6 protein-coding genes and 1 pseudogene are annotated in these 13,911 nt (G+C 42.0%); 1 reads left to right on the top strand and 6 read right to left on the bottom strand.

From position 1 onward, the window contains the following. Positions 1–190: 190 nt before the first annotated feature. Entirely contained in the window at positions 191–922 is a 732-nt protein-coding gene (istB, locus tag EO132_RS09295) for an IS21-like element helper ATPase IstB (protein ID WP_127136804.1), read from the top strand. Between the two features lie 84 nt (positions 923–1,006). On the opposite strand, the gene EO132_RS09290 is transcribed toward istB, so the two are convergent. From EO132_RS09290 to EO132_RS09265, 6 genes and pseudogenes are all read right to left on the bottom strand, one after another. Beyond that, positions 1,007–2,620: a RagB/SusD family nutrient uptake outer membrane protein gene (locus EO132_RS09290; RefSeq protein WP_127137579.1), complete on the bottom strand. Its 1,614-nt coding sequence runs from the start codon at positions 2,618–2,620 to the stop codon at positions 1,007–1,009. A 28-nt stretch (positions 2,621–2,648) separates the two neighbouring features. Continuing rightward, positions 2,649–5,714 (bottom strand): SusC/RagA family TonB-linked outer membrane protein, encoded by a 3,066-nt coding sequence (locus tag EO132_RS09285; RefSeq protein WP_127137578.1) that lies wholly within the window; start codon positions 5,712–5,714, stop codon positions 2,649–2,651. A gap of 227 nt (positions 5,715–5,941) precedes the next feature. Continuing rightward, on the bottom strand, positions 5,942–7,381 hold the full coding sequence (locus tag EO132_RS09280) for a glycoside hydrolase family 32 protein (protein ID WP_262707584.1): 1,440 nt from the start codon (positions 7,379–7,381) through the stop codon (positions 5,942–5,944). A gap of 78 nt (positions 7,382–7,459) precedes the next feature. Then, positions 7,460–8,824 (bottom strand): annotated as a pseudogene (locus tag EO132_RS09275) (sugar porter family MFS transporter); the annotation flags it as partial. A gap of 230 nt (positions 8,825–9,054) precedes the next feature. Next, positions 9,055–11,742: a substrate-binding domain-containing protein gene (locus EO132_RS09270; RefSeq protein ID WP_164732311.1), complete on the bottom strand. Its 2,688-nt coding sequence runs from the start codon at positions 11,740–11,742 to the stop codon at positions 9,055–9,057. A 380-nt stretch (positions 11,743–12,122) separates the two neighbouring features. After that, complete coding sequence (locus tag EO132_RS09265) at positions 12,123–13,772, bottom strand: ISL3 family transposase (RefSeq protein WP_127137576.1); 1,650 nt, start codon at positions 13,770–13,772, stop codon at positions 12,123–12,125. Between the last annotated feature and the right edge of the window lie 139 nt (positions 13,773–13,911).

Raw genomic sequence — 13,911 nt, 5'->3', positions numbered from 1 at the left:
ACCAACGGCTGGACAATGCCTGCAGGCGGGCATCGGACTATGGGGCCTATAATTACAGCATGGTGGAGCGGATACTGAAAAAAGGGTGGGACACCCTGGAGGACGACCCGGAGGATACCTCCGAGGTCCCGGACCACGATAACATCAGGGGAGGAAACTATTATAAATGACAAACATTAAAACAGACAACATGAACACAAAGACATTGGAACAGATGAAACAGCTCAGGCTCCACGGGATGCTCAGGGCCTTTGACACCAGCCTCTCGCCCGAGAGCATGGACTATACCAACGATGAACTGGTGGCCTATCTGGTACAGTCCGAATGGGACGATAGGCACAACCGCAAGATCGAGCGCCTGACAAAGGCCGCAAGGTTCAGGTACGGTGCCGTTATGGAGGCCATCGATTACGGCCCTGGAAGGAACATCGACAGGAACAGGATACAGCGCTACGCCTCCTGTGGATTTATACGCAAGGGTGAAAATATGCTCATTACCGGGAGCACCGGGGTCGGCAAGAGCTATCTGGCCTCCGCCATCGGGCACCAGGCCTGCTCAATGGGGCACAGGACCATGTACTTCAACACGGCCAAACTCTTTACCTTGCTCAAAACCTCAAAGGCGGACGGGTCCTATCTAAAATTCATTGGAAAACTTGAAAAACAGGACCTGCTCATACTGGATGACTTTGGCCTAAAACCATTGGACAACATCAACAGGCACTCTTTGATGGAGATCATAGAGGACAGGCACGGCAAAAGGTCCACCATTATAGCCTCACAACTGCCCGTGGAGGCATGGCACGATGTCATCGGTGAAAAAACGATCGCCGACGCCATCCTTGACCGGCTGGTGCACTCGGCTCACAGGGTGGACATAAAAGGGGAATCAATGAGAAAAAAAATTAAAAATAAACGTTAACTTCAGCACCAAAATGAGTCGATCTCGTGCACTTGATTTGCACTGCTCACTTTCATCCGCCGCAGGTGGTATACATTGACCGCCCTATCCAAACATTGCCCCTTGCAAATACTCTTTTCGTGATTGTTCTACATTGAAATAACCATTGAGCACCTCTTCTGCAACGCCCCATCTTACAAGATCGAAAAAACGTTCTCCTTCCAAGGCCAATTCCAGCCTTCTTTCAAATCGAAGCGCTTTACGCGCATTTTCCTGTGTCCAATCAATGTTAACCCCCGGTTGATAATTCTCAACCACATAATTGGCCAATGGAGCTCCATTCCCATCAACTAATAGAGAAGTGCTTGCAGCAGCTCTTTCGCGAATTTCATTTATGAGGGGCAGTGCTTCATCGTGTCTTCCAAGTTCAATAAGGGCTTCAGCTTTCATAAGGATTACTTCGGCATATCTAATGATAACCCTGGTTTTTGTATTTCCGTAAAAAGGTCCTTCATTGATTAGGTCTTCAGGATGGACATTTTCCTTTAATGAGTTAAAATAGCCGTAGATTTCTGGCGTCCTGCTCCAACTTTCCTCAAAAATTAAGTTTGGATCATATTTCCAAGAAATTCCCGGATGAGCTACTGTATGATCTAAACGTGGATCTGTATTGTCGGTACCAAAATTAATATTTTGATCATTATACGTATCAAGTAACGGAACACCGTTGGCATCTGTACGATAGGCATTGGCCAGATTTTGAGATGCCTTTTTGAAGTCGCAACAACCCAATCCTTGAGGAACCGTAAGCATATCCCCGAAGTTGAGCCTACCGTTGGTTGTTCCGTCATCTGTAGAAAACTGAACCGCAAAAATCGACTCCGGTCCATTTTCATAGGGTGCCGGCAAAAAATTATGGGCATAATCAGTTTCGAGACCATGGCCAGAGGCCAATACCTTATCTGCCGCAGCAATTACCGCCTGCAACTTTGTATGGTCCACCCCGGTAACTTGATACGAGTTGTTCTGTGTATAGCTCTGGTACAACCTTGTCTTTGCAAGGTAAGCGTAAGCTGCGATCTGATCTGCCCTGCCCACCTCTGGCTGTTCCTGAGGTAGATGGTCTACCGCAAATTCAAAATCTTCAGCAATTTTATTCCATAATTCATCACTGCTAAATTCAACATTTATGATGTTCTTATATTCTTCCGGGGGTGTGTTTTCATCCATGTACGGGATACGGTTAAAAAGTCTTTTTAACTCGAAATAATAGTGCCCTCTGATAAAACGAAGCTCCGCCTTTCTTGCGGCTAATTCCGGATATTCCTCTGTGGTAAAATTATTTAAAATACGAAGTCCTTCATTGGCACGTCTTACCCCTACGTACAAATGAAACCAAATGCCATCCAATGGCCATAAATCAGGAATTGTATTTCCAAAAGTCTCCATAAAATGAAACTCTTGGCCATCTCCTGGGTCCCTACCTCCTTTATAAGCATCGTCCGAACGCATATCACCGTACTGCCAAAGGCTGAATGGACGGTTGATTTCATCGTTCCCGAGGGAAGAATAAGCTGCAATCACAAATTTTTCAGCATCTTCAGGCGTATTTATCTGAGATTCGTTCAATACCCCTTTAGGGTCTATCTCCAAAGGCTTCTCACATGAAGTTATCAATAAGAGACATCCTACTGTCAATATATTTATTATTCTTTTCATTGTTATAATTTTAAGTTGTATCGGGCAGTTAAAACTTCATATTAAAACCGAGAGTTCCCACCACAGGGTTTGGATAACCAAATCCCGGGTTCTCAGGATCGACCCCTGTAAATGATTTACTTTTCGCCAGTATACCCAAATTGTCACCACCGATATACATTCTGAATGAGCTCATTCCTATTTTACTGACGGTCTCTTGATCAAGAGTATACCCAATCTGTACATTTCTTAACTTTAAATAAGAACCGTTTTCAATAAAATAGGTCGAAAACCTTGACTCAAAGTTGTTGTCCACCAAGGCTATCGCTGGAATATTGGAATCCGGATTCGAAGGGGACCATGCGTTTAACAGGCGGGTTCCTTTGTTGGAACCTGTCTCTGAAACACTCCAGAAGTCAGTAGCATATTTAAACTCGTTTACCACATCAATTCCGGCCACACCTTGGATAAAAAATGAAAAATCAAAGTTCTTATAGGATAAATCCATGCTCAATCCATACGTAAAATCGGGATGTGGCCTTCCAATCCATGTTCTATCAAAATCATTGATGACGCCATCGCCGTTCAGGTCCGTATATCGAATTCGCCCCAAACCTTTTCCGGGTTGATTTGCGTGGGCATCCACTTGGTCCTGGCTCTTGAATATTCCATCGGCCACATATCCAAAAAATGAATTAATAGGCCTTCCCAATATGTTTTGTCCACGTCCATCCCCACCATACGCATTTACAACTTCAGCAGGTAATTCGGTGACTTTATTCGTATACTGACTAAGGTTGGCGTTTATATTGACCATAAGATCTTCCCCTAGGATGAACCTGCTACCAAGATTGAAATCAAAACCTTTGTTTTCCATGGAAGCACCGTTAACCCATCGGTTACCACCTTCACCTAAGGTTCCTATATAAGGGGGAAGAAGTAAAATGTCCGAAGTTTCTTTAATATAGTATTCGGCACTTCCGAATACTTTTCGATCAAAAAGCTCGAAATCCACGCCAAAATTGGTCATCGTGCTCTCTTCCCATCTTAAATCAGGATTTGCATTTTGGGTCAGTACATATCCGGACGGGAGTACGCCGCTTTTATCTCCGCTAATGTCATAAGAGGTATTGGCATAGTTCGTAACGTAGATATTATAAATAGCATTGTTGTCGATTTCCTGATTACCGGTAATACCCCATCCAAACCGGAACTTAAGGTCGTTCAAAAAGGAAATATTATCCTTTATAAAGGCCTCCTCACTTAATCGCCATCCTGCTGAAAATGCAGGAAAAAACCCATACCTGTTATTTTGTCCAAATCGTGATGACCCATCATAGCGCAATGTCGCAGATGCCAGATATTTATCCTTATAGGAATAACTTACCTTTCCAAAATAGGACAACAATACATTTTCAACAGCAACGCCCCCATTGTCTTTCGCTCCGGTACCTGAATCCAAATATGTGAAATCTTCATCTTCATTCACAAATTCCTGTCTGGAAGCCCAGAAAGTATCCCCGTTTTCATGGTAATACTCTATCCCGGCCAGTGCATTAAGGTTATGGTTTTCAGAACTGTAAATGTAGTTCAGCGTATTGGACCAGGTAGTCTTCCCCGTTGTGGTCTGCGTGTTTTCCAGACGGTTTACAGGGTTGCTCAAGTATCCGGATTCATATCTTTTCCTAAAGTTTTTTGCCTTATAAAAACTATAATCCACACCGATACTGGTTTTAAACTCCAGTCCTTTTGCCAGTTTGGCCAAGGCATAGAAATTCCCGAATATCCTTACAAAATCATATCCATTCTGTTTGTTGTCTTCGAGTAATCTAACTGGGTTTTGCCTATCGTTCATACCTCCAACGGGACCACCCCATCCCTGACCGTCCACGGTTCTTACCGGGATGATCGGCAAAGCCTGTAGCGCTTCGTTAATAGGCGATCCGGCCACTTCTTTTGTTTTGGTAAGGCTAAGATTCTCTCCTACTGTAACTTTATCGTCAAATAATCGATACTCCGAATTGATCCTTGCGGATAATCGATTGAAGTTGGTGGTTTTTATAACTCCTTCGTTATCAAAATAACCTAAAGACATAAAATAATTACCATTTTCGGTACCATTGGTCAGGGATAAATTTAGGTTCTGGGTTACTCCCATACGTGAGATTTCATCAAACCAATCTGTATTTGACGATTTTAAGGTACGGGCATCATCCAAATATTCAGGGACCAAAACTTGATTTAAGACCGGTGTGCCATCTGATGTAGTACCCCAATCAAATTGGTATTGAACACTATTGGAATTAGGATCTGTACCATTGTTTATATGGGCATTCCAAAGCGCTCTACCATAACCTTCAGTGTCCAGCATTTCAGTTCTGTTGGTATAATTGGAAATCGCAGTATAGGTATCCACCTTTAATTCTGTTTTACCTGTTCTCCCGTGCTTTGTGGTAACAATTATAACCCCATTTGCCGCTCTGGAACCATAAATACTAGCTGCCGAAGCATCCTTTAATACCTGTATGGATTCAATGTCATTTGAGTTGAGTTCGTGCATACCGGATTTAGTAGGAACTCCATCAATGATATAAAGAGGGTCATTGTTATTTAATGTCCCAATTCCCCGAATTCTGACCGTGGCGGGAGAGCTAGGAGATCCATTTCCTGTAACAACCATTCCCGGCACCCGACCTTGGAGTGCTTTTATTGGATTGGCCACTACTTGTTTTTTCATTTCATCCACATCTACAACGGAAACCGCTCCAGTGATATCCTTCTTTTTTTCCGAAGTGTATCCTGTAATGACGACAGCATCCAACTGAAAGGTGTCTTCCTTAAGGTTCACATTGTATTGAGCCCCATCGGCTACAGCGATTTCAATGGGCTGGAACCCTACATAGGAAACTACGAGGGTTTCCCCATAATTGGCATCAATCTGGTAGTTTCCATCAAAATCGGTTTGGGTACCTTTTGTGGTTCCCTTGATCAACACGGTGGCACCAGGTAGCGGAAATCCATCACTTTCCGAAGTAACCTTGCCATTGATTGTCACTTCTTGGGCGAATGTCAGCCCAACCGTGAACATCAGACATATAAAAATTAGTTTGTTCATTTAGTTAAAATTTTTGTTTGATTTCAGTTAATTTCTGTTAAGCATGTTTGTCATTTCATACGCCTTTGTTTTAGTTAATTTTCGAAATGATATCAGTCCTTCAATTACAGGCCCAGGATTGATTGCTTATTGCCCGAACCAGAAACACGCTACTGCCAACTTGTAGGTGGTATATTCCAGCCAGTGCGGTAAACAATGTGCATGTAAAGCCTGACAAAAGGGTTGTTTTAATTTTCAGCATCATCCACATTGACCTTTTTCAGGAAAAAATCATTTATTGTTATCTTCTCTGGATTCAGGATCTTAAATTCAGTGAACTTATGTTTTGGAAATACCTGTGTGGTCATGACGTACTCCCCATCATTGATGAATATTTCAATGGAAGAGGCATCTATGGCTATCTGCAGCGATAATTTTTCCTGGCTCCCTATATCCATTGTTTGACGGGATGTTTTCTCATATGGCTCACTAAAATCCAAACTACCGGCCTGCCCCCTATCCAAATAGAATGTTCCGTTGGCCATTTCATATCCCATGACATACTTGTCCCCGCTATGATTGGACAACTCTATCCGCAATGAATCCTTAATACTTACATCTAATGACAATAAACTTTGGGAAAGGTCTTCATAGGTAAAACCGGTGGGATAGACACCCATTAATTCATTAGCGGGCACCAATGAGGTCATTTTCTCAAAGGCATCAATAAGTTTGCTCTTTAGCAGATATCCCCGATTCTTTTTCACCAATTCCAGTTCCCTGGGCAGGGTCATGGCCGAGCGCCATTTTTCGGTCGGAGTCTTTGTAGCATAGTTCCAATTGCTCATCCATCCGATCAGGATTCGTTTTTGATCGGGCGTATTGTTGTAGGTCACCCCGGCATAATTGTCCGTTCCGTAATCCAGCCATTGACTTTCGTTTTGGTCGGTGGTAAATGTTGTTCCATCATACTCGCCCACGAAGTAGCGCGTACCTGAGCCCCCGTTCGGGGCGCTTTCCCCTCCATGGCTTACGATGAGCACCCATTTTTCCTCTTCAGTACCATCTACTTTGAGCTTGAAAAGATCTGGGCATTCCCAAACGCCCAAGAGAGGGTCATCATTGAACCCAAACTTGCTTATCAGGGACCAGTCCTTTAGATTTACCGACTCATAGAATTGTACATGGTCCTTTGCGGCCAAGACCATTTGCCATTTGGACTTTTGATCGTTCCAGAAAACTTTGGGATCCCTAAAATCCCTGATACCTGGGTTTTGAAGGACAGGGTTTCCGGTATACTTGTCCCATGTTTCACCACCATCGGTACTATAGGCGATACCCTGTGTCTGGAATCTATCACTTCCTTTATTTTCTATTTCTGGATTGTGGTAGGTAAAAATGGCCACCAGGGCATTTTCCCCAAAACCTGCGGTATTATTTTTGTCTACCACGGCACTGCCCGAAAAGATATATCCCAAACTATCGGGGTACAAGGCAATGGGCAGATGTTCCCAATGTAAGAGGTCCTTGCTCTTGGCATGACCCCAGTGCATGGGCCCCCATACAGTGTCATCTGGATAATACTGATAAAAAAGATGATAGTATCCGTTGTGATATACCAGGCCATTGGGGTCGTTCATCCAATTTTCTTCCGGAGTAAAATGAAACTGGGGACGAAATTTTTCCATTATTTTTTCGCTTTCTTTATTTTCTGTCAAGAGTGCCTTCCCTTCTTTTGGCATCTCCTTGCAACCGATCATCAATAGTGCGATGACCATAGGGATGTACTTTGATTTGCTTATCATTGAATTCATATGTTTAGTTACTAATTTTTGGCTGGCTTCCTCAAGGGAAATTCCTTTGGTCTCAGGAATGATGAAGGCTACAAAAAGCAATTGCAGCACCATCATGAAGGCAAAAAAGGCAAATACGGTGCCGGCCCCTATAGCTGAGAACAGCACAGGAATAAGGGACGGGATAATGGCAGCAAGAACCCAATGGACCGAACTACCAAAAGCCTGTCCTGAACTTCTGAGATGGTTAGGGAAAATCTCTGAAATAAACACCCAAATGACCGCTCCTTGACCAACCGCATGGGAAGCAATGAAGAGAAATAGGAATATGGGCACTGCCAAACCTGTCCAATCAAGGAAGAAAGCGCAGGACACCAACGATAGTGATATAATGTACCCAACGGAACCGAAATACATCAATTGCTTCCTCCCTACCCTATCGATCAAATAGACACCCAATAAGGTAAACACCAAATTGGTAACCCCTATACCGATACTACTTAACAGTGCCGTGCTTTCGCCCAATCCGGCTTCTTCAAAAATTCGTGGGGCATAGTATAAAAATGCATTAATGCCTGAAAGCTGGTTAAAAAAAGCAATGAGAAAGGCTAGGATAAGTGGAAATCTATACGTTTTTTGAAAAATGCTCTCGATCCTGCCCTTTTTACCCTTACCTTCTTGGATTTTAAATAATAATACTTCCACATCCCTGTCTGGGTCAATACGTTGTAGGACCTCACGGGCCTCATCGTTTCTTAATTTTGACAATAGCCATCTTGGACTTTTAGGGACACTCAACACGAACAGGGTATAGATTATCGCAGGAATAGCCTCTACCCCCATCATCCATCGCCAATCATTCTCCCCGATTCCGTTTAACCAATAATTGGAGAAAAATGCGATCAATATCCCAAATACGATATTAAACTGATAGAGTCCTACAAGTTTTCCCCGATCCTTGGCAGGTGCTATTTCAGATATATAGGCTGGAGCTGCTATGGTCGATGCCCCAACACCTATCCCCCCAAGAAATCTGAACATAGCAAAAACATAGGGGTCATAGGAAAGGGCCGAGCCCAATGCAGAAATGGTGTATAAAATGCCTATCCAGAACAGGGTTTTCTTTCGGCCTATTTTATCAGTAGGTATACCTCCGAAAATAGCCCCTATAATGGTTCCCCAAAGTGCCATGGCCATAACGACCATTCCATGGAAAACATCAGATGAACCCCAAAGTGCCTGTAGCTTTTTATCGGCTCCTGAGATGACCACTGTGTCAAATCCAAAAAGGAACCCTGCCAAAGCTGCCGTTATGGCCCATACCCAAATTTTTTTCATATCGATTTATCTATTGCATTTTTGCTAATGTATTCGCAATAAAATGATATCGATATTACTAATGTTTCGGTTTTATACGTTTTTGTTAAGAAAGCGTTATTTAATTGTACTATTTTGATTTACAGCACTTTGCTTAAAATTCAAACAAAATCAGAAATCCAGACTTTAGAAATTGTAACCGGAATTTGCACAGACGTTACATCTCTGGGAGAGATTAAAAAGGAAACTCCTCAGGACTGAGATGATTTTCTAAAGGTTCCAGGGGAATTTCCGAATTTGTTCTTAAAAGAAGTGGAAAAATAACTAGGGCTGGCAAATCCGGAAGCATATGCCACCTCAGAAATGGGAAGGGAGGTATTTTCCAACATTGATTTCGCTTTTTCCAATCGGATATCACTGATATAATCACTAATGCTGACTCCAAAAATCGCCTTGACTTTTCGGTACAACTGGACCCTTGATACATGGAGGTTATCGGCCAAAGCCTCCACGGAAAAATCGGTATCATCGATATTGTCCATGATACACTGGTTCAGTTGATCAATGAATTTTTGTTCCAGGTTTCCATAATTTCCAGTTCCCTCTAACTTATAAAAGTTATTGGTATAATATAACCGTAGCTTTTCGCGATTGTACAACATTGATTTGATGGATTGGATCAAGATGGCATAGCTAAAGGGTTTGGTCAGGTAAAGGTCTGCCCCGGATTGAAGTCCCTTCAAGTATGACTCCTTGTTGTCCAAAGCGGTCAGGATAATGGTTGGGATGTGGGAAGTCTTCAGATCGTTCTTCAGAATGGTGCAGATTTCAAATCCGCTCATTTCAGGCAAGTTTACATCACATAATATGATATCTGGGACAAACTCAAATGCCTTTTCAATGGCATCCGTTCCATTGGACATGATGATATCGTACTCATCCATCAACTTGTTTCTAAGGAACATCGAAAGTTCATTGTTATCCTCAACAATAAGTATGGAATACTTTTCTGTGTCCGATGCCATTACATTTTCAGGGACATGGTTTTCTAAAACGGTCTGTGTGGCAAAATCCGGAATCGTCGACTCCTCCAGATCCACATAATCAATGATATGATCTTCATTGAAATGGGTATTTCCCTTGAACAGTGTAATAATGAACTCGGTCCCTTTATGCGACTTTACCTCAATTTTGCCCAAATGAAGTTCAATGAACTGTTTGCTGAGGTGCAAACCGATTCCTGAACTGTTCTTCCTATTATTGGAACCCTTGAAGAAAGGGTCAAATACATTTTTGATCTCCTTTTCAGGAATTCCGATACCGTTATCCTTGATATGTATATTGACATCATTGCCTTCTTCGTTATCCTTTATGAAAATAGTGATCCAACCATTGTCCGGTGTAAACTTGAATGCATTGGAAAGGAGATTAAAGAAAACTTTATCCATTAAATTTCGATCGATAAAAAGTTCCAAGTCCTTATTATTGCTATCAATGACAAACTTGATGCCCCTTCTTTTGGCTTCTCGGGCAAATTCAGCATGGATGTTCTTTGAAAACACAAATATATTGGTAATGGAAGCCCTAATGTTGAAGGTTTTATCCTCCGCTTTCCTAAAATCCAACAGGTTGTTCATTAGCCTTAGCAATCGATTGGAATTGGTGTGGATAAGTTCCAGTTCATTCATGGCCCTGGGCTTGTCGACCATGGAGTCCGCCAAGGAATCCACCGCACTCATGATCAAGGTCAGAGGGGTTTTGAATTCGTGCGATAGTCCAGTAAAGAAATTAATTTTGGCCTCGTTGCTGTCTTTTACCTCTTTGGCTATTTTCTCTATTTGGTTTCGCTGTACCGTAATCTTATGATTAATAACCTGTAATTGCCTGTTCTTCTTCCTAATGGTGAAAATTGAATAAATGCTATAAAGGGCAAGGATGAGCACAATCCCGAACAGGACCAATGTAATCTGCAATAATTTACTTTGCGCATAATAACGCTCTTCTTGTTCCTTTATTGCTGCGGTCTGCTTTTCAAGATCTGCCTGTTGGTCATTGATCTTATCATATTGGTTTTTCATGATATCGGCATTCCTACGGTTGATTACCGTGGTGCCGAGCAGGTTCTCTTTGGCAACTTTTTCCCCATTTGCAAGTTTTATGGCCAACTGTAAGGCTTCTGAACCTCCGGTGGGATACAATATGGATGCTTCCAAAATACCTGTACGAACCAGGTTGATTCCTCCTTCATCACCGTTGAGACCGTCAACACCTATAAATTTGATTCCGCTTTCCAATCCTTTTTGTCGTGCTACCTGCCAAGCCTGATGCGCCATAAGATCATTGAAGGCAAATACATAGTCAATCTGTTCATTTCCCAAGGAATCCAAGGCCATGGCAAATCTTTCTTTCGGGGTGCCATATATTGTTCCTTCGATGCTCAACAACAGATTGGTGCTTTCATTGGCATCCACAATTTGATGAAAACCCAAGCTTCGTTCAATGACCGGTGAGGAGTTATCTCCTCCTTTAATCTCTATTATATTGGCCTTCTTTTTAGTGGCGGATAAGATATAATTTCCAACATCCCGACCAACTTCCAAATTATTCCCACCGACGTAAGTGGAAAACTTGTCGGTGTTGACCTTACGATCAATTAAAACCACAGGAATCCCTGCGTCATAGGCCCTTTCAATAACTGGAACGATGGAATTAGGCTCCAATGGAGACACAATAATGGCATCATATCCCTCATCGATCATCTGGTTGATATCCTCGATTTGTTTATCGGTATTGTAATTCGAAGAGAAAATGGTGAGTTCCACATTACTTTGCAAAGATGCCTCTACCTCCATGCTGTGGTTCATGGCCTTTCGCCATTCATGGTCACTGATGCATTGAGAGAATCCCACACGGATGATATCCCTCTTTTCAGCATCCATACAGGAACAATAAAAAATACCAAAAAAACAAAGGAGTAGCCTGAAAACTATATTCTTGTCCAAATTCATTGTAAATATCATATAAGTAAAATTAACCAAAGTTTGACAACCGATAATACCTGCAAACTATGCGCCTTTAATACTATTTAAAAAATGAATCTTGAAAAACGACTTACGAGTGAACGGAGCAGATACTCTGAACTACTAAAACGGATAATTTGAACCACCTTGATTTTAGTTTTAATTAAATCTGATTCAATCACCTAATTCAATTTTACCAAGCTCACTTTCTTTTGATTTCAAGTGGTATATCATCGCCATATATTGAAGGTTCTGTGGATGAGTCGGATGGTTGGGTTCTTCGTCATATTTGGGGATCATTAACCGGTTTGGGATAAAATCACTTTTTTACGCAATAGGTCAAAGCAAGCTCTACCATACATTTGTCTTTTAATGCTCTTTATCCGGTTTACGTGGCCTTCTACAGCGCCATTGCTCCAAGGCATTTCAATCGCGTTCTTAACGGCTTTGATATCCCTTGACAGTCCATTGGCAAAAGTGGTCAATCCCGTCATTTTGTATTTTGATCGTTTAATGAATTCGATCCATCGGTAAATGTTGCCACGTCCCGTGGTCAACATAGTTTTAAAGATCCGCACCAATTTTTGAATAACCCGTAGCTCCGGGATATTGTCCAATAAGGTCTGTAGATATCTCCGCTGATCGGGATTCTTGACAACAGTCGGACAGGAACCGATATATTTGGCGAGCTCCCTTGAGCTCAAGGGTTTTATATAGGGAATTCTCTCCTTTTGTATCTGTGCAAAATCAGGTGTGCATATTCCATGTTTTTTCTTTATGATGTTTATATTGTGATAGGCCTGCGTCCTGCTTCCGTTATATCCCAATTTATAGATTTCGTCCATTATATCTTTCACCATATATCCCTGAACGTCCGATCGCGCAACGATGTGTTGGGAAAACAGCTCAATATTGGTCGATCTTGAGCTTGATCTTGGAGGCAATGATTCCAGCGAGAGATAGGAATGGACCGTATTGCGGCTTATGCCCAGATCTCTTGCGATCTTTCGTTTGGATATGCCCTTGGCATGCAATTCCTTGACCTTGTTGAAAACATCCTGCCTTCGGTCCGTTCCTTTTAGGACCACTCTTTTTTGGACCTTTGATAATGGGCCCGTTGTTTTTTCCTTCGCATAGCCGGTAATTTGACCATCGGACTTTTTCAAAAGTTCATTGCTTTTATCCTTAATGAGCTTTTTGATTTTTGGGTCCACACTTTTGAAATACCTGTCCAAGGCATCCGATAGGTTCATTAATAAATGAAATCGGTCCGCGACCTGTTCTGCACTTGGACAGACCTCATCAATGGCAGAAGAATACGAACTGGCCCTGTCCCTGGTGACAATCTTCACGCCAGGATATTTTGACAACCACTTTTTTAGCTCTTTGCCCTCCCTCGAAGGTAAAATATCAATGGGCCTTGACGTCTCCATATCAACGAGAACGGTTCCATAACTTATCCCTTTTCGATATGCAAAATCATCAACGCCAAGTACCTTTGGTTGGGCTATTTGGGGCAGTTGTTGTTCGTGGGCCATTCGTGTAATGGTTGATTTGCTGACCGAGATCAGTAGTTGTTCCGACAGGGTACTGCCCATTTTACCGGTCAGTTCGATCGACAGGGAATCCAATATCCTTGATACCCTTCGTGTTCTTCTCGAATATCTCAAAATATATGGTGTCTGTTCTGAAAATACTTTTCGGTCACATTGAGGGTTCTGACATTTAAATTTGCGTGTTTTTAGGAAGATAGTGGTCTTGTTTTGAAATACCGGGAGATCTGATATTGTTCTGGTATAACGATCATGGATTTTATTGCTGTGTTTTTCACAAACGGGACACTTTGCCCGTTTGGATTTTATTGATGCATCTATTTTAACCAGGGAATGGGAGCAATCAATATTATTTACAATTAGCCCAGGCATGCCGATCAGTTGTTTTACGGTCATAAGTAGTTGTTTATTAGCTACTTAAAGATAATAAATATCACCCTATAAAGCAAAGGACAAACGTATTTAAATTACTGAATATCAATATGTTAAAACTAAAACCCTAATGCATGGATTTCCCCAAATATGACGAAGAACC

Source organism: Flagellimonas oceanensis (assembly GCF_003992595.1).
GTDB classification, from domain to species: Bacteria; Bacteroidota; Bacteroidia; order Flavobacteriales; family Flavobacteriaceae; genus Flagellimonas; species Flagellimonas oceanensis.
Note: the sequence above shows the minus strand (reverse complement) of the source record. Positions and strands in the feature narration are given on the sequence as shown.